Origin of the sequence: Pseudomonas sp. YuFO8 (assembly GCF_035065025.1) — a bacterium.
GTDB classification, from domain to species: Bacteria; Pseudomonadota; Gammaproteobacteria; order Pseudomonadales; family Pseudomonadaceae; genus Aquipseudomonas; species Aquipseudomonas putida_AE.
The window spans coordinates 1-25,182 of record NZ_JAXDEQ010000014.1 but is presented as its reverse complement, the minus strand read 5'-3'; the positions used below and the strand labels follow the sequence as shown (position 1 = coordinate 25,182).

The window sequence follows — 25,182 nt, the reverse complement described above, 5'->3', positions numbered from 1 at the left end:
GGCTCTCCGCGGTTCAAACGATGGTGAACAGCGGTTGGTCGTACTCAACCGGCTGGCCGTCTTCGACGAGGATGGATTCGATCACACCGCTGGTTTCAGCTTCGATGTGGTTCATCATCTTCATGGCTTCAACGATGCACAGGGTGTCGCCTTTCTTCACGGTCTGGCCGACTTCCACGAAGGACGGCGAGGTTGGCGAAGACTTGCGATAGAACGTACCGACCATTGGCGAACGGGCAACGGTGCCGTTCAGCACTGGCGCGGCCGGGGCAGCAGGGGCGGCAGCGGCAGCCGGAGCGGCGGTAGCGACAGGCGCGGCAGCTGGAGCAGGCATTGGAGCCGGTGCGTAGTACTGCTGAGCCGGGGTCTTGCTATGACGGCTGATGCGTACGGACTCTTCGCCTTCCTTGATCTCGAGCTCGTCGATGCCGGACTCTTCCAGCAATTCGATCAGTTTCTTAACTTTACGGATATCCATGAATCATCAACTCCCAAGGGTCGGTCAGGGGCGTTTAACGCTTGTAGTTCAAGCTGTAGCCTGTTTTTCAAGCTGCTCTAGTGCAGCCTCCAGGGCCAGTCGGTAACCGCTGGCGCCAAGGCCGCAGATCACTCCCACCGCTACGTCGGAGAAGTAGGAGTGATGGCGGAAAGGTTCGCGTTTGTGCACGTTAGACAAATGCACTTCGATGAATGGGATGCTCACCGCCAGCAGCGCGTCACGTAATGCGACACTTGTATGCGTAAAAGCTGCTGGGTTGATCAGAATGAAGTCCACGCCTTCGCTGCGGGCGGCATGGATGCGGTCGATCAATTCGTACTCGGCATTGCTTTGCAGGTGCAGCAAATGGTGGCCGGCTTCGCGGGCGCGGCGTTCCAGGTCCTGGTTGATCTGCGCCAGCGTCGTGGCGCCATAGGTGCCCGGTTCGCGGGTGCCGAGCAGGTTCAGGTTGGGTCCGTGCAATACGAGTAGCGTGGCCATCGGCTGTTCCTTGGTTATCCGTGTGCATTTGTCAGAACCCGGCGACTATGCCGCAAAGCCTTTGTGACTGTCCAGTTCTCTGCAATAGCCGGCACGATGACCGATGTTTGCGCGAAATATATGACCGCGTGATTAAATCCGGTCATTCGCCCTGGCGACACGTTCGGCGAAGTCCGCCGCATTGATTTCGCCGATCACTCGCACATCGGCGCGTTCGACACCGTCCTTGCCGAAAAACATCAACGCCGGAGGGCCGAACAGCTTGTAGCGATCCAGCAGGGCGCGTTGTTCGGTGTTGCTGGCGGTGATGTCGAAGCGCACCAGGCGATAGCCCTTGAGGCGTTCGACGACGATCGCGTCGTCAAGCACCTGGCGTTCGATGACTTTGCAGCTGATGCACCAGTCGGCGTACCAGTCGAGCAGCAGCGGGGTCCCGGACGCCTGGGCTTGTGCGAGCACGCGGTCGAGTTCTGCCGGGGTAGTGATGGTTTGCCAGGCGCTGGGCTGTTGCGTGGGCTCGTTGCCAACCACCATGGACGGCTGGGCGATCGGGTTGAACGGGTCGGTCTGACCGCTGAAGGCGCCGTACCAACAGGACAGCGCATAAAACAGCAGGAACATCCCGAGCAACTGCCCCAGGCGCTTTCGCGGCGGTTTATAGACGAACTCCAGTGCGCCCAGGAACAAGCCGACGCCAGCGGCCAGCAGGCCGATGAGCAGCAAGGTGATCTGCCCCGGCAAGACCCGGCTGAGCAAACCGATGGCCAGCCCCAGCAACAGCACGCCAATCGCATTTTTCACGTAGATCAGCCAGGGCCCGCTTTTCGGCAGCCAGGCGGCGCCACCGGTGGCCACCAGCAACAGCGGGGCGCCCATGCCCAGGCCGAGCATGAACAGCTTCAGGCCGCCCCCCAGCGCATCGCCACTGGCGCTGATGTAAAGCAGGGCACCGGCCAGCGGTGCCGAGACGCAAGGCGAAACCAGCAGGCTGGAGACCACGCCCAATACTGCAGCGCCCCACAGCGAACCGCCTTCGGTGCGGCCGGCAATGCGGTCCAGCCGACTGCTGATGGCGTGGGGCAGTTTCAGTTCGAATACGCCGAACATGGCCAGGGCGAACAGCGCAAAAAACATCGCGAACGGCACCAGCACCCAGGCCGATTGCAGGCGCGCCTGCAGGTTTAGCTGGGCGCCGAACAGGCCCATGAGTGCGCCCAGCAAGGCAAAACAGGCGGCCATCGGCAACACATAGGCCAACGACAGATTGAAACCACGCCAGCCACCGACCTGACCACGCAACACCACCCCGGAAAGGATCGGCAGCATGGGCAGCACGCAGGGGGTGAAGGTCAGGCCCAGGCCGGCCAGGAAAAACAGCGCCAGTTCGCGCCAGCTCCAGGCCTGGTTGGTGCTCGGGCCGCTGCCGTCGATGCTCAGGCGTTCGGTTTCGGGGGGATAACACAGGCCTTTGTCGGCGCAGCCCTGGTAGGTCACTACCAGCGTGAAGGCGCGTTGGTCGGTGCGCGGCAGTTCCACATCGAGCACGCCGTGGTAGACCTCGACGTCGCCGAAGTACTCATCGTGTTTCTGTTCGCCCTTGGGCAACTGTGCCGGGCCGAGGCTGACATCGGCCGGGTCGGCGCGGAACTGGAAGCGATGCCGGTAAAGGTAATAACCCTCGGTGGCGACGAAGCGCAATTTGATCGATTGCGGTGTGCTGTCTACCAGGCTCAACTGAAAGGCTTCGCGCACCGGCAGGAAGTCGGCGCTGTTGTTGATCGAGCCCAGGGTCGAACTGGGGCGACTCTCCAGCAAACCGGCGGCGGTGGCCGGCAGGGCGAGCACTAGAAGCAGCAGGCAAAGCAAACGGCGCATGACGATCTCGCGTATCGGAATTGGGGGGATGATAGCGGACAGTGGACGGGTGTGCAGTGCGGGTAATCCTATGGTGCATGTTCCGACGCTATCGCCGGCAGGCCAGCTCCCACAAATATTGATAGTGCCCAAAAGATCTGTGGACGGCCCTTATCCTGTGGGAGCCAGCCAGCCTGCTGGCGATGGCGGCCTGTCAGACGCGGAAAGCCTGGACGGCTGTATGCAATCGCCCACCCAACACCAACAGATTCTCCCCTTGCTCGCGCCCCTGGCCGATACGCAGCAGGTTATCCCCACCCAGTTGGTGAATACGCTCACTGTGATCGCGAATCTCGCTGACGGCACCGCTCTGCTGGGCGGTGACATCGGCGATGCGCACCGCGGTGTCGGAGATGGTCTGGATCGCCCCGACGATCTTATCCAATGCACCGTCCGCCGCCTGGGCCTGGTTGGCGGTGGCTTCGGCGTGTTCGACCTGGGCGCGCATGCCTTCGACCGATTGACGCGCTGCGCTCTGCAGGCCGGCGATCAGGGTCTGGATCTCGGCCGTGGCCCCGGCGGTGCGCTGTGCCAGCGAGCGCACCTCTTCGGCCACCACGGCAAAGCCGCGGCCCATTTCCCCGGCCCGGGCCGCCTCGATGGCGGCGTTCAGGGCCAGCAGGTTGGTCTGGTCGGCAATCGAGCGGATCACCGTCAGCACGCCACCGATGGTCGCGGACTCTTCGGCCAGGTGCTCGATCATCTGCGCATTGCCTTGCACTTCGCCCACCAGCGCATGCAGGCCGGTGAGGCTCAGGCCAATGACTCGCTGGCCGTGTTCGACCGCCTGGCCGGCATGGCGACTGGCATCGGCGGCCTGGCTGGCGTCGCCGGCCACTTGCTGGATGGTCGCTTCCAGTTCGCCCAGGGAGTCGCGGATCATCGCTGTGTCACCGGCCTGGTGTTCGGCGCCGCTGTGCAGGTCATTGCTCAGCTCGGCCAGGGTTCGGCTGCTGCCAGCGACCTGTTCGGCGTTGAGACGAATGGTCCCCACCAGGTCCACCAGATAGGCGCGCAGGCGATTGAGCGAGGCTTCGATGTCATGCAGTTCGCGGTTGGTATTGCCCAGATGAATGTCGCGGCTGAAGTCGCCTTCGGCCCAGGTCGACAGGGCCGGGGAGAGTCTGGTCAGGGTTCGCGCCAGTTTGCGTTGCAGGGTGTCGATCAGCAGGGCGATCAGCAGAATCAGGCCGATCATCACCCCCTGCATCAGCCGCACTTCACTCTGGATCTGCCCGTGCTGGGCGCGCACCACCGGTTCCAGCCCGGCGATGGCCTGTTGCACGGCGGCGATTTTCAAGTGTGTCGCGGCGCTGAGTTCGGCACGTTTGTGGATTTGCTCGCGAGTGCGCGCCAGTTCCGCCGGGTAACGGCTGAGCAGGCTGTTGAGCTCACGCTTGAAGCCGACGCCGGCATCTTCGGCCGCGGCTTTCTCGGTGTTTTCCAGGCCCATCATCGCAGCGAAATCATCGGTGTTCGATTCACCGCTGGCCGCCACGCCCAACAACGGCAGGGCGTCCAGTTGTTCGGCCTGGCTGCGGATGTTGGCGACTTCGCGCTCGACATCGGCGGCCAGTTCGCTGCGACCGCTGCTGACCAGTTTGTCCCGGGCCAGCGACAGCTTGCCCAGGTGCTGGGAGGCCATGAGCAGTGGGGTCAGGTAGCTCGCGTTGCCACTGGCGTACTGGCTGAGTTGATCAAGGCTGGCGCCCAGCTCTCGTTCAGCCTGCAGGAGCAGGGCCTGCGGATCGCCCGCGAGCTTGCCGGCGGCCAGCAGATCGGTTTTGCCGAATTCGTCCAGGTTGGTCAGGCTCGGGCGCAAGGTGTCCGCCAGGGCCGGTGGCAACTCGTCGAGTTCCTTGTGCAGTGTGTCGATGGCCTGGCTGGCGCTGCTCAAGCGCAGCGCATCGCCGCTGGCGAGGTAATCGACAATGTTGCGCGCCACGTCACTCTGGAACTGTTGGGACAACCCCAGGTAGCGCTCCATCAACAGATAGGGGCGTTCGAGGGCCTTTTGCGACCACCAGAGTGTCGCTCCAAGGGCCACGCACACGGCCACCAAAAGAAGGGTGTTGAGATTGGTCAACAGTTTCAGGCGCATCAAGGACTACCAAAGGCGGAATGGTAAGTGCCTGAAGTTATTGCGTTTCTGTTACAGGGTTGTGACCGTATCGGTCTCTTCCGATAAAAAAGTGGCACTTTGCCTTGAAGGCCGGGCGGCGTGCACCCGGTTGCGTCCCGCGCCTTTGGCACGGTACAGCGCCTCGTCCGCCTGGCTGGCCATCAGCAAGCTGTCAGAGTCTTCGCACAGATCCACCACCCCGGCGCTGAACGTGCACCAGAGATCCTGGGGTTGCGCGGGATAATGAATTTCGGCAAAACGCTGACGGATTTCGTCGAGCACTTTGCAGGCCGCTTCGAGGTCGGTGTCGGGCATGACAATAGCGAACTCTTCACCACCGTAGCGGCCGATGAAGTCGGTCTTGCGCAAGCGTTGCTTGAGGAACAGCGCCAGGCTCTTGATCACCCGGTCGCCCATGGGGTGGCCGTGGCTGTCGTTGACGCGCTTGAAGTGGTCGATGTCGAGCATCGCAAAGCTCAGCGGCTTGCCCTCGCGGCGCGCGCGAAAGCTGCAGTCTTCAAGCAATTGCAGGATATGCGTGTGGTTGTACAGGCCGGTGAGGCTGTCGCGTACCATTCGCGCCTTGAGGTTGCGAGCCCGTGCCGCCCGGTTGCGCACGGTGGTGATCAGGTGCCGTGGCTTGATCGGTTTGGTCAGGAAGTCGTCGCCGCCCTCGCTCATGGCGTCGAGTTGCTTGTCGAGATCGTCCTCGGCCGACAGGTAAATGATCGGCACGCTGACATAACGGTCGTTATGGCGAATCACCTTGGCCAGTTCGGTACCGGTGCAGGCCGGCATGTACATGTCGAGGATGATCAGGTCCGGTTGAAAGTCCGCCAGCTCGGCCATGGCCTGGATCGGCTCGATCAGGGTCCGGGTAATGATCCCTGCGCTGTTTAGCAGGCGTTCGGTGTGCAAGGCCTGGGCGCGTGAATCGTCGATGATCAGCACTTTATAGGGCTCGTACTGGGCGACGCAGGTCAGGACTTCGATTTTTTCCAGCAGGCTCGACGCCTCAAGGGTGCCGGTGAGGAACTCCTGGCCGCCGGCGCGCACGGCGGCGAGGCGGGTCGGGGTGTCGGTTTCATGCAGGCTGAAAAACAGCAGCGGCAAACGCTGGTCGAGACCTTCCTGGGCTTCGGCCGCCAGTTTCAGGCCGACGCCGGGGCCGCTGAAGTCGACGTCCATGACGATGGCCGCTGGCAGGCGCTCGACCATCGAGGAGCGGAAGGCCGCCACGCTCTCCAGGGACTGGGCGCTGAGCCCGAAAAATTCCAGCTGCTTGGCCAGTCGCTCGGCACGGTCATGATCCTGCAGCATGACGTAGATCGGTTTGCGCAACGGCGGCAGGAACGTCTGGTCGAGCTGGTCGCCATGACGCAGGCCGGTGCGCGACAGGCGTTGCATCAACCGGTTGAGGTCGCTGATCAGGCCGCTGCTGAGGCGTCCGCGATTGGCGTCGACAGCCTCCAGGGACTGGCCGATGTGGCGCGCCAGCTGGGTGTGTTCCGGTTGTTCGAAGCGTTCGGCGAAACGCAGCAGGCGCAGGTTGGCCTCGCTCAGTTCCGCCAGTTCCTGGGTCGACCATTCAGTGCGCTGCAGGCGCTGCCATATCTCAAGAACCTGACGTGCTTGATGAATTACCCGCTGGGCAAAGTGGTGCTTGAGGCGCTCGCGGCTGGGCTCTTCTGGCTCGGTCATATCCTGACTACTAGTTAGGGGGCAAGCTGAGGTCGACTGGTGGCTCTATGCTAGCATCTCTTTTCCGTTACATGAGTGTCGTACGTTAATAATCTTGGGCATCCATCTATTTAGTTTCTGACTGGTCGGTCGCCAATTGGCTGCTGATACTTGCAAAGGTCCCGTCAGCCATGGGCTTGGCCGGCTTCGAGTTGAGTCCTGAGGTTGTTGGCGCCGGGCTGCGCGGGTCGCGTATCCGTTGCTGGAAGCCAGGCAGTTTTTCGTCTTTTATGGACTAAGGGATTCCCTTAGAAGGCATTGGATAAATTTCGCTGTAAAGCCATCCGCGGGTGCCGGGCAAAGGCACGTTGTTGTATGGTTGTGGTCGAAACGATGAACTCAAGTAATTGAAAGGATATCGCCATGCTGGACTGGAAAAACCGCGCCGGTAGCGCGCCTGAACGTGCCGCTGAACCGAAGTCGGCTACCCGCAGTTATCTGGGTGGCCTGTTTTTCAGCCGGGCGCTGGCCACACTGATTGGTATCTACCTGCTGGTGACGATTGCTCTGGGTTGGTACTGGAGCGCGGAACCTGACCTGTTTCCGGTACAGCAGAATGCGCAACTTGCTGCCGAACGGGACGGCAAGCAGATGGTGGTCGGCTACACCACGGTGGAAACCCTCAAGAGCGTCGCCGGTACCCTGCTGAACAAGCCAGGCGGCTACATTTCCAACGACCGCCTGCCGCCGGGCCTGTGGATGGACAACATGCCGAGCTGGGAATATGGCGTGCTGGTGCAGGTGCGCGACCTGAGCCGTGCGCTGCGTAAAGACTTCGCCCGCTCGCAGTCGCAGTCCACCGAGGACGCCGACCTGGCCAAGGCCGAGCCGCGTTTCAACTTCGACAATAAAAGCTGGGTGCTGCCTTCCAGTGAGTCCGAGTTCCAGGAAGGGATCAACTCCCTGACCCGTTATCAGACTCGCCTGTCCGATCCGAACCAGAAGAGCGCGTTGTTCTTTGCCCGTGCCGACAACCTGAACAACTGGCTGGGTGACGTCGGTACCCGCCTGGGTTCGCTGTCGCAACGGCTGTCGGCCAGCGTTGGTCGGGTCAAGCTCAACACCGCGCTGAAAACCGAGGTTATTACGCCGGGGCAGGTGCCGCAGGTCGACGAAGAAATCGTCGAAACCCCATGGCTGCAGATCGACAACGTGTTCTACGAAGCCCGCGGCCAGGCCTGGGCCTTGTCCCACCTGCTGCGCGCCATCGAAGTCGACTTCGCCGATGTGCTGGCCAAGAAGAACGCCACGGTCAGCGTGCGCCAGATCATTCGTGAGCTGGAAGCGTCGCAGGAAGCGGTCTGGAGCCCGATGATCCTCAATGGCAGCGGCTTCGGCGTGCTGGCCAACCACTCGCTGGTAATGGCCAACTACATTTCCCGGGCCAACGCCGCCGTGATCGATTTGCGTCAATTGCTGAATCAGGGCTGAGCCATGGCCGATAGCTCCATCGATAACGCGCTCGAGGCCGCCCATCGGGCGGCCTCGGATGCCGAGCAGATCGCCTGGGTCGACGAGCAGGACAACCTGCTCGGCGCACTGGTGCGTTCCGACCTGCGCGAGCGGGGGCTGATCGGGCGCGGCACCTACATCATGTTGTTCAACTCCGCCGGTGAGCTCTGCGTGCACCGGCGCACCCTGAGCAAGGCGATCTACCCGGGTTACTGGGACGTGGCGGCGGGCGGCATGGTGCTCGCCAGCGAAACCTACGCGGAGTCGGCCGCTCGGGAGCTTGAAGAAGAGCTGGGCGTGAGCGGGGTGGAGTTAACCGTGCATGACCACTTTTTCTTCGAGGACACCGGCAATCGACTCTGGTGTTCGGCCTTTTCGGCAGTGTGGGACGGCCCGCTGGTCCTGCAACCGGAAGAGGTGCTGGAAGCGTGCTTCATGCCCGTTGAGCAAGTGCTGCGCGATATCGAGCAAAAGCCTTACTGCCCGGACTCTTTGGCCGCCTTGAAGCGCTATCTTCGTGCCCGTGGCGAAGACGTCGCAAAAGAGGCATAAATTGGCGCCGATTGGCTCTTAGCAATCGGCGTTTTTGCCGTTACACTGCGCGACCTTTTCAAACTGAACCGGTATTGCTGGTTGTTGTTGTAGGAGCGAGCTTGCTCGCGAAGAACGCAAGGACGACGCGTATAACCCGATTACCCGCATTATCGTTGACGTCCATCGCGAGCAAGCTCGCTCCTACAGAAGGCGTCATCGTTCGTGAGCAATTGCGTTTCAGCAATGTTGTACCGTTTCAGTAGCGCTGCCCCTGCCTGAGTGGGGCTTCGCGGTCGATGGCACCTGCCCAGGTTGCCGCGACCAGTCTTTGTCCTCCCAAGAGGATTGCCGGTGGCCAAAAAAGCCGCATCCTTCGCCGCCCTTGGTGGCCTGGTATTTTCCACCGACGCAGGTCGTCATTGCCCGGACTGCAGTAAACCGGTGGACGCCTGCATCTGCAAACAGACCGTTATCCCGGCCGGCGACGGCATCGCTCGCGTGCGTCGCGAAAGCAAGGGCCGTGGCGGCAAGACGGTGACCACCATCACCGGCGTGCCGTTGGCGGAAGACGCGCTCAAGGAACTGGCCACGACGTTGAAAAAGCGCTGTGGTACCGGTGGAGCGTTGAAAGACGGGATCATTGAAATCCAGGGCGATCATGTCGAGCTACTCTTGGCTGAACTGATCAAGCACGGTTTCAAGGCGAAGAAGTCCGGCGGCTAGCAGCCTCTGTGAAAACCACCCGCGGCTTGATCCAGACCTGCCCACCTGCAGGCCTGGCGTCGTCACCATGGTTTTCACAGAGCCTGTTCATGACCGGTTTCTAAACTCACTGCGGTCGGCGAGGTCTATCCCTTCGTTGACGAACCGTCATTTTCATTCTTTAGACTGCGCCGGCCTGAATCCAGGCGACGCACTATGACTTCTTTATAGGGGACTTCAATGTCCGTACGACGCACACGCAAAGACGATGGCAGCCAATGGACAGTTGCGGACAGCCGCAGTGTTTACGGGATTCGCCATTGGGGGGCCGGGTATTTCGCGATCAATGACGCCGGTCGCGTCGAAGTTCGTCCCAACGGTCCGAGCAGTTCACCCATCGATCTGTTCGAGCAAGTGGACCAGTTGCGCAAGAGCGGCCTGTCCTTGCCATTGCTGGTCCGTTTCCCGGACATCCTGCAAGACCGCGTGCGTCAGCTGACCGGTGCGTTCGACGCCAACATCGAGCGCCTGGAATACCAGAGCAAGTACACCGCGCTGTACCCGATCAAGGTGAACCAGCAGGAAGCGGTGATCGAGAACATCATCGCCACCCAGAACGTCTCCATCGGCCTGGAAGCCGGCTCCAAGCCTGAGCTGCTGGCGGTGCTGGCGCTGGCGCCGAAGGGCGGCACCATCGTCTGCAACGGCTACAAGGACCGCGAGTTCATCCGTCTGGCACTGATGGGCCAGAAGCTTGGCCACAACGTGTTCATCGTGATCGAGAAAGAATCCGAAGTCGGCCTGGTGATCGAAGAAGCCGCCTCGCTCAAGGTCAAGCCACAGGTCGGCCTGCGGGTGCGCCTGTCGTCCCTGGCGTCGAGCAAGTGGGCCGACACCGGTGGCGAGAAATCCAAGTTCGGCCTGTCGGCGGCGCAACTGCTGTCGGTGGTCGAGCGTTTCCGCGCCGCTGGCCTGGACCAGGGCATTCGCCTGCTGCACTTCCACATGGGTTCGCAGATCGCCAACCTGGCCGACTACCAGCACGGTTTCAAGGAAGCGATCCGTTACTACGGCGAACTGCGCAACCTCGGCCTGCCGGTGGATCACATCGACGTCGGCGGTGGCCTGGGCGTGGACTACGACGGTACGCACTCGCGCAACGCCAGCTCGATCAACTACGACATGGACGATTACGCCGGTGTCGTGGTCGGGATGCTCAAGGAGTTCTGCGACGCGCAGAGCCTGCCGCACCCGAACATCTTCTCCGAAAGCGGCCGCTCCCTGACCGCCCACCACGCCATGTTGGTGATCCAGGTGACCGACGTCGAGAAGCACAACGACGACGTGCCGCAGATCGAGAACAAGGAAGCGCTGCCGGAAACCGTGCAGTGGCTGGTGGACCTGCTGGGCCCGACCGACATCGAGATGGTCACCGAAACCTACTGGCGCGCCACGCACTACATGAGCGACGTGGCTGCCCAGTACGCCGACGGCAAGCTGACCCTGGCCGAAAAAGCCCTGGCCGAGCAATGCTACTTCGCCGTGTGCCGTCGCCTGCACAACTCGTTGAAGGCGCGCCAGCGTTCCCACCGCCAGGTGTTGGACGAACTCAACGACAAGCTGGCCGACAAGTACATCTGCAACTTCTCGGTGTTCCAGAGCCTGCCGGACACCTGGGCCATCGACCAGGTACTGCCGATCATCCCGTTGCACCGCCTCGACGAAGAGCCTCTGCGCCGCGCGGTGCTGCAGGACCTGACCTGCGACTCCGACGGCAAGATCAACCAGTACGTCGACGAGCAGAGCATCGAGACCAGCCTGCCGGTGCACTCGTTGAACGAGGGCGAGGACTACCTGCTGGGCGTGTTCCTGGTCGGCGCCTACCAGGAAATTCTCGGCGACATGCACAACCTGTTCGGTGACACCGACTCGGTGAACATCTACCAGAATGCCGACGGCAGCATCTATCACGCCGGTATCGAGACCCACGACACCATCGAAGACATGCTGCGTTACGTGCACTTGTCGCCGGAAGAACTGATGACCCACTACCGCGACAAGTGCGCCAGTGCCCGCATCAGTGCCAGCGAGCGCACCCAGTTCCTCGATGCGCTGCGCCTGGGCCTGACCCGTTCGTCTTACCTGTCTTCCTGAGGTAAGCACTGCTCTCATCAGGCTGTCTGAAAATTTACCGTTTGCGTCGGAAATTTCAGATGGCCTGGTGCGACATTTCTCTTTTTTCCAGCGAAATGGACCGCGTCTCGGCTATCCAAGCTATTTCGTCCTCTTTTCGCGTAGGCCTTTTCCTAAGTTGTATTTCGCCTCTCTACTCGGCCATGTCTCTCGGCGAGAATCCCCGGCTGTCCCTCCTGTAGAGAAACGCCCATGGTCGATCCAGTCAACGAGCCGTCATTTCGTCTGGACGTAGCAGGTCTGTCCAATGCCTTCGAAGTTCTGTCCTTTGCCGGTAGAGAATCCATCAGCGAACCTTTCGTGTTCGACGTGGACCTGCTGATCGAAGACCCGACGCTCGACCTCGCCGGCTTGCTGTACCGCCCGGCCTCCTTGCTTTTCGGTCCGGCGGGAAACGCCATCCATGGACAGTTGCATGAGCTGGTCCAGCGCGATCACGGCCCGGGGATCAGGCTCTGTCAGGTGCGGCTGGGGCCGAAACTCGCCTGCCTTGCCCAGCGCTTCAGCCAGCGTATTTTCAGCGACCGCTCGGTGCCGCAGATTCTTGATCAGATACTCAGGGAGCACGGCATCGTCGATCAGGATCGGCGCTTTGAACTGGTTGGCGATTACCCGCCCCGGGATTTCTGCACGCAGTACCGGGAATCGGACCTGCAGTTTGTTCAGCGCTTGTGCGCCCAGGAGCGATTGCACTATCACTTCGAACACCGGGCTGACAGGCATTGCGTGGTGTTTGGCGAGGGTTCGGGGGATTTTCAGGTCGCTGAAGCGGCGCTTTTCAGTGTGGAGGGTGGGGAACCGGCAGTGCGTCGTTTTGAGCTCAAGCGCTGCACCGATGCCGCGGTGCAGCGCGTGGCGTGTGGCACTGACCTGTCAACGCTGCGCAGCGGCCAGTACATGCCGCTGTCCGGGCATCCGGTTGCCGAATGGAACCGGCCGTGGCTGGTGACCCATATCGAGCATCAAGGCGCCCAGGGCGCGAGCCAGACCTACAGCAACCAGGTACGGGCGCAGCATCGGATATTGCCCTTTGAATCGCCCCTCAGTGCGGTGAAGCCAAAGATGCACAGCCTGCAACGGGCATGGGTCGTGGAAGTCGACATGCCGCCCCCTGATCCATCCAGGCCAGTGGCGGTGCAGTTTGACTGGCTTTATCAAGGGGAGGGCGCGGCGCCCAGCCATTGCTGGTTGCCATTGGCTGCTGCGAGTGGCGCCCGGTTGGCGCAAGGCACGGAGGTGGTGGTGAGCTTCACGGAAGGTGATCCGGACCAACCGTTGATTACCGGGTTCCTGCAAGGTCCCGCCAGTGTCGAGGCAGTCGAGGAACAGGATACGGTAGCCGCCACCACGGTTGTCGAAGATTGTTCGCTCGACGGCGTGCAGCAGTGGCTGGGTTCGGGCGAGCCGCTGATGCTGCTGTGCCTGCTGCCCGGTGGTGGCAGTTTCAATCATTGCGCGCAGGCGCTGTGCATCTGCCGCACGGCGACACGCCTTGGCCAGAGCGGTGCGGCATGACGGTGGTCCAGGCGCCCGATTCGAGCCCGCAATGGCTATTGCTGGACATGCCCGGCGCGCCGCAGGCCGGTGTGGCCCTGCAAGAGACGTTTGCCGATGCCAGGCGATTGCGCTTGTTCGAAGACACGGAGTGGCAGGCATTGCAGGAGCAGGGGCCGCTACTCATCGATCTGCGGACCTGCCCGGCCCTGGCCGACCTGTACCGCGTCGACGGGCAGCGCTGGCGCGGCTTGCTGATATCCAGCGAAGCGCCGGCGTCGACATTGCTGGCGCATTTAAGGCGCATGCTCACGGTCTCGTTCGACCTGCATCACCGGGCCTTGCTGAGTTATTACAACCCGAACACCGCCAGTTATTTTTTTGATGCCTGCGATGCCGAGGAACTCAGTCGCTGGTTGGGGCCGATCAGCCAATTGCGCTGGTTCGGCGGCACCTGGGCGGATCGCGCGCTTGGCTGTCAGGGCTGGCAGCAGTTGCTCAACCCGGGGCTGGCCGTGCGCCCTCTGGCGGTCGAGGAGGATCTGAGCCCATGGCAGCGGGAAAAACTGCAGACCTGCCTGCTGGAGCAGCATGCCTGGCGCTGGAGTCAATCCACGGGGACTGATTTCATGCGGTTGTGGGGCCATCTGGAAGAGGGCCTGGCATTGGGTTTCAGCGAACGTCCGGTGCTCGATGGCTGGATGTGGCTGCGCTTGCAGTACCCCGATGCCTTGCCGGTGCAGCCATTATCGGGGGCTACCCAGCAAGAGCGCCTCGAAAGCCTGCGCAAGCGATGGCAGAACGATTCACCCTGAGTTGGCACGGTTGACGACTCCGCTTCAGTGAGCGCGGGCGAACCAGCCATCGTTCTGGCGCAGGCGCCAGGCAATCAAGCCGAGCGTCAGGCTGCGCAGCAACATGAACAGCAAAAAGGTTATCCACAAGCCATGGTTGCCATAGCCCTGCAGCGCCCAGGCGAACGGCACCAGCAAGGCCACCGTCAACAGCATGCCGTTGCGCATTTCCCTGGCGCGGGTGGCGCCGATGAACAGCCCGTCGAGCAGGTAGCTCCAGACCGCGATCAGCGGCAGCACGGCAAGGTAGGGCAGGTACAGGAACGCGGTGTCGCGCACGCTGGTGATGTCGGTCTGCATTTCGATGAACAGGTGTCCGGCAAACATGAACAAGCCGGCAAAGCCCAGGCTTGCCAACAACGACCAGCCACAGGCAACCACCAGGGAGCGGCGCAGGGCATCGCGGTCGCGCGCGCCGATGGCGTGTCCGCACAGGGCTTCCACGGCATGGGCCAGGCCGTCGAGCGCGTGGGCGGTCAGCAGCAGGCCGTTGAGCAGCAGGGCATTGGCGGCGACGGTTGCATCACCCAGCCGGGCGCCTTGCACGGTGATCAGGAAAAACACCGATTGCAGCGCCAGGCTGCGGATGAAAATGTCGCGATTGACCGCCAGCAGCGGTCGCCAACTCTGCCAAAGCGCCAAGGCGGCCCAGACGATATGCCCGGGATAGGCGCGCAGGGCGTGGCGGGTCAGCAACAGGCCGATCAGCGCACCGGTCCACTCGGCGATCACCGAAGCCCGGGCCGCACCCACCACCCCCCATTCCAGGCCAAGGACAAACCACAGGTTCAGGGCAATGTTGACCAGGTTGGTCGTCAGCAGAATCACCAGCGGCGCGCGGGCGTTCTGCGTGCCGAGAAACCAGCCGACCAGCGCATAACTGGCCAGTGCCGCCGGCAGGCCGAACAGCCGCGTGTGGAAAAACTCGCGGGTCATCTGGTCCAGTTCCGCCGACGGTTGCATGAAGTGCAGCGCCACCCCGCTCAATGGCACGCCCAGCGCGCCCAAAACCACTGCCAGCCCCATGGCCAGCAACAGACCCTGCAACAGAATCTGCCGTAGCGCCGCGCCATCCCCGCGCCCTGCGGCCTGGGCGGCAAAACCGGTGGAGCCCATGCGCAGAAAACCCATGGCCCAGGCGAGGAAGGTATAGAGGCTGGCCCCGACCGCCACGGCTCCGAGCTGATGGGCATGGGGCAGGTGGCCAATAACGGTGCTGTCGACCAGTGCCACCAGCGGTACGGAAATGTTCGAGAGAATCATCGGCGCAGCCAGCGCCCAGACCCTACGATGGGTTGGGCGGTCGCGCCAGTCGGCGATCAGGTTGGACATGCAGGCTCCTTGGGGAGCGGGCATTGTAGCGACCCCTGCAGAATCTGCAGCGATCCGTTGCCGGGGTCAGTGCATGATCCAGCTAAGCAACCACAACCCCAGCATCAACCAGATGATCCCCATGATGATCGAGGCGTTCATGAACGCGCGGATCGCCGACCACAACAGCACCAACCCGAGGATCAGGGTGACGATGCTGATGATCGAGGTGTCCATGCCCAGCGCCTCGGACAAACCTTCGACAAAATGGCTGCTGGCGCGACTCACCAGTTGGAACAGACCGCTGAGGGCGTCAACGATGAAACGGATGGCTGTGCCCAGGATCTGGCCAAGCCACTCAAAGAAACCTTCTACCTGCATGGAATGAACGTCCTGTCTTCTGTAGGAGCTGGCTTGCCAGCGAATTTTTACAGGCGCCGCCGAAACACGCCATCGACTGATTATGGTGCAAAGACTGTCACCGCTGCCAGGCACTTGCCTTCCCCCGTCATCCCCTTGAAGCTATACGCCTTCAGGAGAGCCCGATGAACCTTGTTGAACTGACCGAACGCCTGCACGCCATCCGTGATCGCAATGACTGGCGGCAATTTCACAGCCCGAAAAACCTGGCCATGGCCGCCAGTGTCGAAATGTCCGAGCTGGTGGAGATTTTCCAGTGGCTGAGCGAAGACCAGTCACGGCAGCTGCCGGCCGACAAGCTGGCCCATGCTGGGCAGGAAATCGGCGATATCGTGCTCTATCTGTTGTTGCTGTGCAGCGAATTGGGCCTGGACATGAATGACGTCGTGCGCAGCAAGCTGGCGGACAGCGAGCGGAGGTTCAGCTGATGAGCGACCGTCATTTCGATCAACTGGCGACGCGCTTCGCCGAAAAAATATACGGCGGCGCCAAAGGCGCGATTCGCCTGGCGGTGCTGCAGGCCGACTTGGCGGAGGCCCTGCCGGATCGGCCGCTGCGGGTGCTGGATATCGGCGCCGGCCTTGGCCACATGTCGTTGTGGCTGGCCGAGCGTGGCCACCAGGTGACCCTGGCCGAACCCGCCGAACCCATGCTCGAAGGCGCCCGCCAGCGCTTTGCCGACGCGGGACAGACTGCCACCTTCATCCAGGCGCCCTGGCAGGAACTGCTCGGTCAGCTCACCGAACCCTACGACCTGGTGCTGTGTCATGCCGTGCTGGAATGGCTGGCCGAACCGCACGCCATCCTGCCGGTGCTGCATCAGCTGACCAAGGCCGACGGCTGGCTGTCCCTGGCCTTCTACAACCGCGACGCGCTGATTTACCGCAACTTGCTCAAGGGCCATTTCCGCAAGATGCGAAAAAACGACATGGCCGGTGAAAAGCAGAGCCTGACCCCGCAACAGCCGCTGGACCCACGGGAGTTGGCGGCGCAACTTGACGGCCTGTGGCAGGTCGAAAGCCAGAGTGGCGTGCGGGTTTTTCACGATTACATGCCGGTGGAGTTCCAGGCCCGCGCCGAACTGGTGGATCTGCTCGAAATGGAGTTGGCCCACCGTCGCCATCCAAGCTTTGCCGGGCTTGGGCGATATTTGCACTGGATCTGTCGGCCGGTCTGATCGGAGCTCGAAATGAAAAGTCGTTCAGGGTTGCTGTTGATCTGCCTGGGCCTGGCTGCCTGCCAGGGCAGCAATCCGTACGTGGCAAGTTCCAGGCCCTTGCCGCCTGCCCCGCCTCAAGCGGCCACTACCTTCGATCGCAGCGCCTACCCGGCGCCACCGCGAGACTACGGGCGGTATCGCAGCTGGGCCTGGCTCAACGGGCAGCTGCCGCCGGGCACTACCTGGGCGGATTCGGCGCAGGTCGCCGAAGCGGTCAGCAACGCCCTGGACCAACGCGGCCTGCGGCCCCTGCATGACAATCGGCCGGCGGACCTGTTCGTCAGCGCTGACCTGCGCCTGGAAACCCGCTTGCGTCAGGTCCAGGACGATTACGGCTACTACGGCGGTTACGGCGGCTACAATCGATATGGTTATGGGCCGGGTTACGGCATGTACGGCAGCATGCCAATTGTGCGCACTTACGAGGAACAGGTCGTGGTGGTTCATGTCGATCTGTTCGACGCGCAAGACGGTCAATCGGTCTGGAGTTCCAGTGCGGAAACCAGCAACCGGGGGAGCCAGGGCGAGCGGGTCGACGCCATACGGGAGGCTGTAGAAAAGGCAATGTCGGCGTATCCTCCCAGTTAGCTTCCTGTGGTCAAGAAGCATTTCGCAGGTTCATGTCTTCTACCGGAGAATCATCATGTTCCGCCGTCTCGCTTTACTGGCAGTGGCCGTATTGCTCAGTGCCTGCGCCGCCAACCAGGTCAATCATGACTTCGACGCCAGCCGCGATTTTGCCGCGTATCACAGCTGGAGCTGGAAAGAACCCGCGCTGCAATACCGTCCCGATGACCCCAGGATCAAGAGCGACCTGACCGAACAGCGCGTGCGCGAATCGGTAGTCGACCAGCTCGACCAACGTGGCCTGCGCCAGGCAGGCGCTGGCGCCAAGGGCGACTTGAGTGTGCAGACCTACCTGGTAGTCGAGGAACGCCAGCAACAGGTGACGACCAACTACGGCGGCGGTTGGGGTAACCCCTGGTACGGCTACTATGGCGCGCCGATGTACAACGAAACCCGCCTGGTGTCCTACAAGGTCGCGACCATCCAGATCGACCTGCTCGACGGCAAGGACGGCAAGCTGGTGTGGCGCGGCAGTGACGAGCAAATCCTCAGCCGCACCCCCAACCCGACGGACCGCAGCACTGCGATACACGAAACGGTCACGCGGATTTTGGCGAACTATCCCCCGCACCGATAAAACACCCTGTAAACATCCCCTGTAGGAGCTGGCTTGCCAGCGAAGAGGCCCTCAAGTTCTACGGTGTTCTGAAGGCCCTCATCGCTGGCAAGCCAGCTCCTACAGGGGATTTGTTGTTGCTGGGGGTGGCGAGTTGCCAGCAGTCGCGCCATCCCTTGTCTACACTGCCTTACACCCACGGAGGTCACGTTCGGCAGTGCGCCGGCAAAGGAGTGCGTGATGTCGCCCCGCATGCAGTTTCGCGGCCCGGCCCGGCAAAGGGGGGCGATTGGCTTGATGGCGGCGGTGACGCTGGCGCTGGCCCTGGCGTTCACGCTGCTGGTCATTGACAGCGGGCGGCTGTACCTGGAAAAACGCAACCTGCAGCGCATCGCCGACATGGCCGCCCTCGAAGCCGCCACACGGGGCGGTGATTGTTCCACCGGCGCAACCGCCACCAGCTACGCCACTGCCAGCGCCCAGCGCAACGGCTTCACCCTGCCCGGCGACGGGCGTGCACTGGCGGTCAGCTGCGGCGCGCTGTCCCTGGATGCCGACGGCCTTCGGGTGTTTGCCGTCGACCCTGCTAAAAGCGAAGCGATCCAGGTCATCGCCAGCCATGTCGTGCCGCAAAGTCTTGTCGGCGGCATCGGCGCACTGTTTGGTGGTGCCGCTGCGGGCTCGACCCTGACCCTGAAGGCGACAGCTGTCGCCGCGCTGCCGCCGCCTTTGGCCGCATTGACCATCCGCAGCACCGCCCTGGCATTCGATACCAGCAAGGCAGCCATCACCAGCTTGCTGTTCGGGGGGTTGCTGGGCGGCAACGTGACGATCAATGCCGCCGGCTGGAATGGCCTGGTCAATAGCAACATCAGCCTGCTCGGCTACCTCAATCGCCTGAAAATCGACCTCGGCCTGACCGCCGCAGGTTATGACCAGGTGCTGGCCAACAGCATCAACGTCAGCCAGTTGATCCAGGCCGCCATCAATGTCCTGGACCCCAACGGAACTCTGGCGGCGAGTGCCACGATCGTCAGCCTGAAGGCGCTGAAGGTGGCGGCCGGTACCACCAGCGTGGTGCTGGGCGATTTGCTGCACGTCGAAAGCGGCAGTGATATCTCGGCCCTGGCAGTGAACCTCAAAGCCTTCGACCTGATTGAAGGCGTCGTGCAGTTGGCCAACAAGCAAAACGGCCTGGTGGCGACCCTGCCGATCAACCTCGCGGGCCTGGCGCAGATCACCGCGCGGGTGCAGGTCATGCAGCCGTCGCAACTGTCGGCCGTGGGCAATCCGAAAAGCGCCGCGCTGGCGCCCTTGGGGCCCAACCGCATCCATGTTCGAACGGCCCAGGTGAAGACGTTGTTGTCGATCAACCTGCCGGTGCTGGACGCCATCACGCCCCTGGTCAATGCCGTACTGGACCTTGCGACGTCGCTGACCAGCTTCCTCCAGGACCTGTTGGGACTGCGTGTGGACAAGTTGCTGACCTGCGGCTTGGGCGCGCCGTGTGACACGCCGGAAACCAAGCTCCTGCCACCGCCGATACGGCTCGATGTCGCCCTGGAGGCGGGCGGTGCCTGGAGTTATGTCACGGCCTACAGCTGCATCAGCGCGACCAACAAAAGCCTGACGACCAACACCACGACCACGCTGATCGGATTGAAAGTCGGGCAGATCGACCCGGCCGATGTGTTTGGCTCCGCTTTGGTCCCGCCGACCAATGACGTGAACCCGCTACAGCTCATCTATGTCGGCGTGCAGACCTGCCAGCGGCTGCTGTTTTTACCAGCGGTCTGCTACAACCACCGGCCCACCGGCGGCATCGGCATCCGGGTCAACACCTCGGTGGCGCAAAACCCCAACATGCTCCACGTGTATTCCGCGCCAGCCGCCGCCAACCTGCCGGAAATCAACCAGCCGCCGTTTTTCTTCGCCTATACCACCAACAACATCGTCAACAGCCTGAGCACCACCGTCAGCGACCTCGGGGTGAGCATGTATGGGCCGTCGGGCAGCATCATCGGTGGCCTGGGCAGCCTTTTGAACGACGTCACCACCGCGCTGGGCAATGCGATCAACAGCGTGCTCAGCCCGCTGCTCGATACCCTCATCAACACCTTGCTGGCGAGCCTGGGCATCGACTTGAACAAGGTCGAAGTCGGCGCCAACCTCAGCTGTCACGCCGGTCGAGCGTCGCTGGTGATCTGATCGTCGGGCACGATCGGCAGCTCGATGCAAAACCGCGCGCCCTCGGTCGAGTTGCTGACGCTGAGCGTTCCGCCCATGTTCTGCACGATGCCGTAGCTCACCGACAACCCCAGGCCGGTGCCAACGCCCACCGGCTTGGTGGTGAAGAAGGGTTCGAAGATCCGCTCCAGCAGACGCGGATCGATGCCGCCGCCGTTGTCTTCAACCCACAGGCGCACCGCGTGTTGATCGCGCTCGGCGTACAGCGCGATCCACGGCTTGAACTGCTGGTCGCTCTCACACTTGCCGAGCAGCGCGTCGCGGGCGTTGACCATCAGGTTGATCAACACCTGTTCAAGTTGATCGACATGCCCGCGCACCTGCACCGAAAAACCGCTTTCGCTGACCCGCAGTTCCACCCCTTTACCGCGCATTCCTTCGGCCAATAACGACAACGTGCCTTCGATGGCCTGGGCCGGGTTGAACGGGTGCTGCTCGATCTCCGAGCGCCGGCCGAACACGCGCATATGGTCCACCACCCGCGCCGCGCGCTGGACCTGAGTGTCGATGCGGTTGAGTTTGTCGGTCAGGTAATCGATCTGCAGATTGCCATTGTCCAGGCGCTTGAGCACATTGACGATCGCCATGCGCATCACGTTCAGCGGCTGGTTGATTTCATGGGCCAGGCCGGTGGCCATCTCGCCCAGCGTGGCCATCTTCGCGCTTTGGGTCAGTTGTTGCTGGGCGCGTCGAACCTCGGTGTTGTCGCGGCCCACGGCCTGGATTTCCAGCAGGCGACCTTCTTCGTCGAACACCCCGCGATCCGACCAGACCCACCAGGCGTGTTCGCGGCCGGGCAACTGCAGGTTGATTTCCGCCGTGCTCACCGGGAACTCCGGACTCAATAGGCTCAGGCGCTGGAGGAAGGACTCGCGCTGCTGCGCCGACATCCAGCTGCCCAGGTTCACTCCCGGCAAGCCCTCGGGCGAACATTCCAGATAGGTCGCCAGCGGCCGGTTGCCGAAGGTCAGGGTCAGGTCCGGGCGGTAGCGGCAGATCATCGCCGGCGAGTCCTCTACCAACATCCGGTAACGCTCCTCGCTCTGTTTGACGTGCTCGGCTGCCAGCGTCGCTTCGGTGACGTCCAGCCACAGGCCGACGGCCTCCACCGGCAGACCCAGGTCATCGCGCAGCAACCGGGCTTCGTCGAGCAACCAGTGGTAATCGCCACGACTGTCGCGCAGGCGATAGCGTGCCCGTGCCGAACCTTCGCGCAGCAGCAGGCGGGTGCGTTCGAAATAGCGCTCACGATCCTCGGGGTGCACGCGCTCGATCAACGCCGCACCGGCACACTCGGCGAGCGTCCAGCCCAGCAACGGTTGCAGGCTGTCGCTGAAGAAGGTCGGTTGCAGCGCGCCTTCGACATAACGCTGCACATAAATTACCGCGGGCGAACTGGCGATCAGATTGTCCAGTCGCGCATGGGCGGCGGCGGCCAGTTGCTCCTGGTTCTTGATGTCGCTGATGTCGAGCATGAATCCTACCAGGCGCTGCTGGCTGCCCACGCCCACGCCCAGGGCCTGGCCCTGCAAGCGGTACCAGGTCGCCGGGGCGTTGCCGTCGGCGCGGTACAGGCGTACGCACAACAGCAGTGGCGTGCTTTCGTGCTGCAAATCCTGCAGGCGGCTGCGCAACTCTTCGCGGTCGGCGGGGTGCACTTGCGCGAGCCAGTCCTGCAGCGGCAAACGCTCTTGCTGAAGATTCAGGGCGCGGGTCAGCGAGGGAGCCAATTGCACCTCGGCGCTGTCGCTGAAGACTTCCCACCAGCCGGTGCCGAGCAAGGCCTGCAACGCCTCCAGGCGCTCCAACTGCAGATGGTGGCGATGTTCGCGCAAGCGTTCCAGCAAGGGGCCGGCGAGGGCGGCGGCGAACTGCAACCAGTCACGCTCGCTGACATCCGGGGCCTGCTGCTGGACCGGGTAACAGCCGCAAAGCAACCAGGCCACCACGCCTTGGGCATCGTAATAGGGCACGGCGAACCCCTCCGTGCTGGCAAAGATGCCTTGCAGGCGCGGATGTTCGCCCAGGTTCAGGTGATGCGGCGTGGAGCCGTTCAAGCTATCGAGACCGGTGCCCAGGCGCTGACCGGTGCGCCACAGGCTGGGCGTATCGAAGCCGGCGTAGTGCCGGTGAATCTGCCAGCCCTGCTCTTGCTCATCGAGCAACGCCAGGGCGATACAGGGAATGTGAAAGCGTTGGGCCAGTGCCTGTAATTGGTCGATCAATACCTCGGGCAGGCGCATCAGGCTACACAGGCGCAACTGCTCGCCGATCTGTGCCGCGAGCAACTGGCACTGCTCGCGCAGGCGCGCTTGCCGGCGTTCCAGCAGCAAGTCGCCGATGTCCAGCAACTGCAGCAGCCAGGCGTCCGCCATCGGCTGCACCCAGCCACGCAGGTGCAGGGGCGGGCCGTTGAGGCTGTAGAAATCCAGGTCCAGGAGCTGGCCCTGCCAATCGGCGGGAGCGCCCTCGATGGCGAGGCTGCAATGGGGCAAGAGAAAATCCAGCAGGTGCGGCAGCTGTGCCGTGGGGACCTGCTGGGCTAGCTGATGCCGCAACGGGCCGGTCAGTAGCAGCACGCGTCCTTGGGCATTGAGCTGCATTTGCAGACCGACGCCGAGCACACTCAAGGGCTCCGGGATTTCCTGGGGCGCGGGCGGATGGCGATTGAGCAGACGCCCGAAGAGTTTGTCCCCGGCACTCAAAACTGCAGACTCGAACTGGCGGTGAGCGTCACCGGTAAACTCGGCACGGAGCCAATCCCCGGCAGGCTCAGAAACGGAATCACCGCGTTCAACTTTTGCGAGGGATAGTGGATGACGACCTTCAACACGCCACCTGTGTAAGTGGTGGTCGTGTCAGTGGCGACATCGAAATTCAGCCCGGCGGGAATCCAGGCCAACTGACGGGTCAGTTCCAGCTTGACGACGTTTTTCAGCGCAGCCTCGTAACCGGGCGTGTTCGGGTCCAGCGCCACGCTACGACGCACGGCTTCGGCCGTCGACTGGTTGAACGACTGCATCAGCAGCAGCGGCAGGCTGTAAGCGACGATGGCGTAGAACACCGCGAAAAAAATCACGAACACTAAGGCAAATTCAATCGCGACGGCACCTTTTTGCTTACGTGGGAGGCTGCTTTTCATGAGTGCGTCTACCCTGACAACTCGAGGTAATGTCAGCATAGAATCATTCAGCCAAAACGGACGTTTTTTACCGGATGCAGAGCTTTGTACTACTGATCTGGCTGACGCTATGCGCAGCGCAGGATGCCCGGGAACGGCACATCGCCAATCGCCTGACCCTGGGCGTCGGGGCGCTGGCTTTGGCGTATCTGTTATGGAGCGGCACCACCTGGATCGGCGCGCCGGTCGAGCAGGGCGGCTGGGCTGCGCTGCTGGCATTGGCGTTTACTTTGCCCGGCTATGGGATGCGCCGACTGGGCGCCGGGGACGTCAAACTCATGACCGCCCTGGGGCTGGCGACCGATGGTCGGCATGTGTTGGGGGTATTGATCGGCGCGGGTCTCGCCAGTGTGTGTTGGTGGCTGCTGGCGCCAAGAGTCTGGCTTCATATCGGTCAAGGGCTTAGAGGTCACCTGGTTTACCTGGAGCCTGGTCTGTCAAAGAAACAACCCTTTGCCCCCTTCCTCCTGGTGGGTCTGATGCTGACATTGGCCTGGTTCGGCTAGTCATCCGTTTTTGTACAGCGGCCAAAGAGCGACTACTTTCATTCAGAGGTTGTACAGCCTCAGGCTGTCGATAAAGGGACGGTCAGTCCTTGGCCTTGCAGGGAGTTGCACGTGAACAAGCGTACTTCGGCAGTAAAAGTCCTTGTGGTCGACGATCAGCCCCAGATCGTTGCAGAACTTTGCGAATTTCTTGAGAACAGCGGCTACCGTTGCGTTGCCTGCGAATCCAGCCATCAGGCGATCGAACGTTTCAACCAGGACACGGAAATCGGCCTGGTGCTCTGCGATTTGCATATGCCTGGCCTGGACGGCATCCAGATGGTCCAGGAGCTGCAACAGCTGTCCGGCAAACACCGGGCTTTCGAGGCGATCATGCTCACCGGGCAGGCGGGCAAGCAGGATGTGATCAAGGCACTGCGCGCCGGCTTTGCCGATTACTACCAGAAGCCGATTGATCTGAATGAATTGCTCGAAGGCGTGCAACGCCAGGAAGTGGTACTGCAGGAGCGGCACAAGGCGTTGCAGTTGGGGCATCTGAATCAGAAGCTGCAATACCTGTCCGAGTCGCTGGATGATTTGTACCAGGACCTCGACCGGGTCAGGCGCACACCGTCTGCACCGGGTACTCATGATGGCGCTGTCAGCGATGCCGGACGGGCCGAGATTCCGGCGATTTTCAATCAACTGTCGCCACGTCAGTTGGATGTGGCGCGCCTGGTGGGCAAGGGGCAGACCAACTACCAGATTGCCTGCGAATTGGGCATTACCGAGAACACGGTGAAGTTGTACGTGTCGCAGGTGCTGCGGTTGACCCATATGCACAACCGCACGCAACTGGCGTTGGCGTTGACGCCGAGTAACTCGGGCGGGCGCCATCGGTTGACTGCGAACTGATCACCGCACCTGAATCTGTCGGATGTACTCGCCCTACTGTATGAGCCGGCTTGCTGGCGATGGCGTCGGTGAGGTCGGCGCTCGGCTTGAGGGCCAATCGCTGGCAAGCCAGCTCCTACAGGTTTGGCGGTGATCTCGATTTTTTGTAGGAGCCGGCTTGCTGGCGATGGCGTCGGTGAGGTCGGTGCAGGGCTTTAGGGCCGGTCGCTGGCAAGCCAGCTCCTACAGGTTTGGCGG

At 62.3% G+C, this 25,182-nt stretch carries 22 protein-coding genes; 13 read left to right on the top strand and 9 right to left on the bottom strand.

Annotation, left to right across the window (positions count from 1 at the left end; all coding sequences use genetic code 11):
* Positions 1–13: 13 nt before the first annotated feature.
* The 5 genes from accB to SOP95_RS14535 all read right to left on the bottom strand — a co-directional run bounded on the left by accB (position 14) and on the right by SOP95_RS14535 (position 6,716).
* The gene (gene accB, locus SOP95_RS14555; protein ID WP_323607421.1) at positions 14–478 is read right to left on the bottom strand and encodes an acetyl-CoA carboxylase biotin carboxyl carrier protein; all 465 of its coding nucleotides are present in this window, start codon (positions 476–478) and stop codon (positions 14–16) included.
* A gap of 48 nt (positions 479–526) precedes the next feature.
* Positions 527–979, bottom strand: a complete 453-nt coding sequence (aroQ, locus tag SOP95_RS14550) for a type II 3-dehydroquinate dehydratase (RefSeq protein ID WP_274077485.1) — start codon at positions 977–979, stop codon at positions 527–529.
* A gap of 132 nt (positions 980–1,111) precedes the next feature.
* Positions 1,112–2,854, bottom strand: a complete 1,743-nt coding sequence (locus SOP95_RS14545; RefSeq protein WP_323607420.1) for a protein-disulfide reductase DsbD — start codon at positions 2,852–2,854, stop codon at positions 1,112–1,114.
* Between the two features lie 193 nt (positions 2,855–3,047).
* On the bottom strand, positions 3,048–3,776 hold the full coding sequence (locus SOP95_RS32160) for a methyl-accepting chemotaxis protein (RefSeq protein ID WP_406591829.1): 729 nt from the start codon (positions 3,774–3,776) through the stop codon (positions 3,048–3,050).
* A gap of 1,269 nt (positions 3,777–5,045) precedes the next feature.
* On the bottom strand, positions 5,046–6,716 hold the full coding sequence (locus tag SOP95_RS14535) for a PleD family two-component system response regulator (protein ID WP_323607418.1): 1,671 nt from the start codon (positions 6,714–6,716) through the stop codon (positions 5,046–5,048).
* Between the two features lie 402 nt (positions 6,717–7,118).
* Between SOP95_RS14535 and SOP95_RS14530 the strand changes: the two genes are divergently transcribed.
* The 6 genes from SOP95_RS14530 to SOP95_RS14505 all read left to right on the top strand — a co-directional run bounded on the left by SOP95_RS14530 (position 7,119) and on the right by SOP95_RS14505 (position 13,945).
* On the top strand, positions 7,119–8,186 hold the full coding sequence (locus SOP95_RS14530; RefSeq protein WP_274077481.1) for a DUF2333 family protein: 1,068 nt from the start codon (positions 7,119–7,121) through the stop codon (positions 8,184–8,186).
* A gap of 3 nt (positions 8,187–8,189) precedes the next feature.
* Complete coding sequence (locus tag SOP95_RS14525; RefSeq protein ID WP_323607417.1) at positions 8,190–8,759, top strand: NUDIX hydrolase; 570 nt, start codon at positions 8,190–8,192, stop codon at positions 8,757–8,759.
* A 333-nt stretch (positions 8,760–9,092) separates the two neighbouring features.
* Positions 9,093–9,464, top strand: coding sequence for a translation initiation factor Sui1 (locus SOP95_RS14520; protein WP_063341676.1), 372 nt, complete (start codon positions 9,093–9,095; stop codon positions 9,462–9,464).
* A 219-nt stretch (positions 9,465–9,683) separates the two neighbouring features.
* Positions 9,684–11,597, top strand: coding sequence for an arginine decarboxylase (gene speA, locus SOP95_RS14515; RefSeq protein WP_274077479.1), 1,914 nt, complete (start codon positions 9,684–9,686; stop codon positions 11,595–11,597).
* Positions 11,598–11,828: 231 nt separating this feature from the next.
* Positions 11,829–13,151 (top strand): contractile injection system protein, VgrG/Pvc8 family, encoded by a 1,323-nt coding sequence (locus SOP95_RS14510; protein ID WP_323607416.1) that lies wholly within the window; start codon positions 11,829–11,831, stop codon positions 13,149–13,151.
* Positions 13,148–13,945 carry a DUF4123 domain-containing protein gene (locus tag SOP95_RS14505; protein WP_323607415.1) on the top strand — a complete coding sequence of 266 codons (798 nt, stop codon included), beginning with the start codon at positions 13,148–13,150 and terminating at the stop codon, positions 13,943–13,945. Before SOP95_RS14510 ends, SOP95_RS14505 begins: the two co-directional genes overlap by 4 nt.
* 24 nt (positions 13,946–13,969) lie before the next feature.
* On the opposite strand, the gene SOP95_RS14500 is transcribed toward SOP95_RS14505, so the two are convergent.
* Together SOP95_RS14500 and SOP95_RS14495 are read right to left on the bottom strand one after the other, a co-directional pair.
* Positions 13,970–15,316 carry an MATE family efflux transporter gene (locus SOP95_RS14500; protein WP_323607414.1) on the bottom strand — a complete coding sequence of 449 codons (1,347 nt, stop codon included), beginning with the start codon at positions 15,314–15,316 and terminating at the stop codon, positions 13,970–13,972.
* Positions 15,317–15,382: 66 nt separating this feature from the next.
* Positions 15,383–15,676, bottom strand: a complete 294-nt coding sequence (locus tag SOP95_RS14495) for a hypothetical protein (protein WP_274077475.1) — start codon at positions 15,674–15,676, stop codon at positions 15,383–15,385.
* A 164-nt stretch (positions 15,677–15,840) separates the two neighbouring features.
* On the opposite strand from SOP95_RS14495, the gene SOP95_RS14490 reads away from it, so the two are divergent.
* From SOP95_RS14490 to SOP95_RS14470, 5 genes are all read left to right on the top strand, one after another.
* Positions 15,841–16,143 (top strand): MazG-like family protein, encoded by a 303-nt coding sequence (locus SOP95_RS14490; RefSeq protein WP_030128233.1) that lies wholly within the window; start codon positions 15,841–15,843, stop codon positions 16,141–16,143.
* A complete protein-coding gene (locus SOP95_RS14485) occupies positions 16,143–16,892 on the top strand; it encodes a methyltransferase domain-containing protein (RefSeq protein WP_274077474.1) in 750 nt (249 codons plus the stop codon). The genes SOP95_RS14490 and SOP95_RS14485 overlap by 1 nt, the downstream gene beginning before the upstream one ends.
* Before the next feature lie 12 nt (positions 16,893–16,904).
* Entirely contained in the window at positions 16,905–17,522 is a 618-nt protein-coding gene (locus SOP95_RS14480) for a DUF4136 domain-containing protein (protein ID WP_274077473.1), read from the top strand.
* Between the two features lie 55 nt (positions 17,523–17,577).
* Entirely contained in the window at positions 17,578–18,138 is a 561-nt protein-coding gene (locus SOP95_RS14475) for a DUF4136 domain-containing protein (RefSeq protein WP_323607413.1), read from the top strand.
* Positions 18,139–18,357: 219 nt separating this feature from the next.
* A complete protein-coding gene (locus SOP95_RS14470) occupies positions 18,358–20,325 on the top strand; it encodes a pilus assembly protein TadG-related protein (protein ID WP_323607412.1) in 1,968 nt (655 codons plus the stop codon).
* On the opposite strand, the gene SOP95_RS14465 is transcribed toward SOP95_RS14470, so the two are convergent.
* Together SOP95_RS14465 and SOP95_RS14460 are read right to left on the bottom strand one after the other, a co-directional pair.
* On the bottom strand, positions 20,295–23,069 hold the full coding sequence (locus SOP95_RS14465) for an ATP-binding protein (protein ID WP_323607411.1): 2,775 nt from the start codon (positions 23,067–23,069) through the stop codon (positions 20,295–20,297). The genes SOP95_RS14470 and SOP95_RS14465 overlap by 31 nt on opposite strands.
* A complete protein-coding gene (locus SOP95_RS14460) occupies positions 23,066–23,506 on the bottom strand; it encodes a TadE/TadG family type IV pilus assembly protein (protein ID WP_274077469.1) in 441 nt (146 codons plus the stop codon). The genes SOP95_RS14465 and SOP95_RS14460 overlap by 4 nt, the downstream gene beginning before the upstream one ends.
* Before the next feature lie 74 nt (positions 23,507–23,580).
* Here SOP95_RS14460 and SOP95_RS14455 point away from each other — a divergent pair, with 74 nt between their 5' ends.
* Together SOP95_RS14455 and SOP95_RS14450 are read left to right on the top strand one after the other, a co-directional pair.
* Positions 23,581–24,051, top strand: a complete 471-nt coding sequence (locus SOP95_RS14455; RefSeq protein ID WP_323607410.1) for a prepilin peptidase — start codon at positions 23,581–23,583, stop codon at positions 24,049–24,051.
* 111 nt (positions 24,052–24,162) lie between these two features.
* Entirely contained in the window at positions 24,163–24,945 is a 783-nt protein-coding gene (locus SOP95_RS14450) for a response regulator transcription factor (protein WP_323607409.1), read from the top strand.
* Positions 24,946–25,182: the final 237 nt, after the last annotated feature.

Excerpts from the sequence above, each read along its gene's own strand:
- accB (WP_323607421.1), bottom strand. The coding sequence starts at position 478 with ATGGATATCCGTAAAGTTAAGAAACTGATCGAATTGCTGGAAGAGTCC.
- aroQ (WP_274077485.1), bottom strand. The coding sequence starts at position 979 with ATGGCCACGCTACTCGTATTGCACGGACCCAACCTGAACCTGCTCGGC.
- SOP95_RS14545 (WP_323607420.1), bottom strand. The coding sequence starts at position 2,854 with ATGCGCCGTTTGCTTTGCCTGCTGCTTCTAGTGCTCGCCCTGCCGGCC.
- SOP95_RS32160 (WP_406591829.1), bottom strand. The coding sequence starts at position 3,776 with ATGATCCGCGACTCCCTGGGCGAACTGGAAGCGACCATCCAGCAAGTG.
- SOP95_RS14535 (WP_323607418.1), bottom strand. The coding sequence starts at position 6,716 with ATGACCGAGCCAGAAGAGCCCAGCCGCGAGCGCCTCAAGCACCACTTT.
- SOP95_RS14530 (WP_274077481.1), top strand. The coding sequence starts at position 7,119 with ATGCTGGACTGGAAAAACCGCGCCGGTAGCGCGCCTGAACGTGCCGCT.
- SOP95_RS14525 (WP_323607417.1), top strand. The coding sequence starts at position 8,190 with ATGGCCGATAGCTCCATCGATAACGCGCTCGAGGCCGCCCATCGGGCG.
- speA (WP_274077479.1), top strand. The coding sequence starts at position 9,684 with ATGTCCGTACGACGCACACGCAAAGACGATGGCAGCCAATGGACAGTT.
- SOP95_RS14510 (WP_323607416.1), top strand. The coding sequence starts at position 11,829 with ATGGTCGATCCAGTCAACGAGCCGTCATTTCGTCTGGACGTAGCAGGT.
- SOP95_RS14505 (WP_323607415.1), top strand. The coding sequence starts at position 13,148 with ATGACGGTGGTCCAGGCGCCCGATTCGAGCCCGCAATGGCTATTGCTG.
- SOP95_RS14500 (WP_323607414.1), bottom strand. The coding sequence starts at position 15,316 with ATGTCCAACCTGATCGCCGACTGGCGCGACCGCCCAACCCATCGTAGG.
- SOP95_RS14495 (WP_274077475.1), bottom strand. The coding sequence starts at position 15,676 with ATGCAGGTAGAAGGTTTCTTTGAGTGGCTTGGCCAGATCCTGGGCACA.
- SOP95_RS14490 (WP_030128233.1), top strand. The coding sequence starts at position 15,841 with ATGAACCTTGTTGAACTGACCGAACGCCTGCACGCCATCCGTGATCGC.
- SOP95_RS14485 (WP_274077474.1), top strand. The coding sequence starts at position 16,143 with ATGAGCGACCGTCATTTCGATCAACTGGCGACGCGCTTCGCCGAAAAA.
- SOP95_RS14480 (WP_274077473.1), top strand. The coding sequence starts at position 16,905 with ATGAAAAGTCGTTCAGGGTTGCTGTTGATCTGCCTGGGCCTGGCTGCC.
- SOP95_RS14475 (WP_323607413.1), top strand. The coding sequence starts at position 17,578 with ATGTTCCGCCGTCTCGCTTTACTGGCAGTGGCCGTATTGCTCAGTGCC.
- SOP95_RS14470 (WP_323607412.1), top strand. The coding sequence starts at position 18,358 with ATGTCGCCCCGCATGCAGTTTCGCGGCCCGGCCCGGCAAAGGGGGGCG.
- SOP95_RS14460 (WP_274077469.1), bottom strand. The coding sequence starts at position 23,506 with ATGAAAAGCAGCCTCCCACGTAAGCAAAAAGGTGCCGTCGCGATTGAA.
- SOP95_RS14455 (WP_323607410.1), top strand. The coding sequence starts at position 23,581 with ATGCAGAGCTTTGTACTACTGATCTGGCTGACGCTATGCGCAGCGCAG.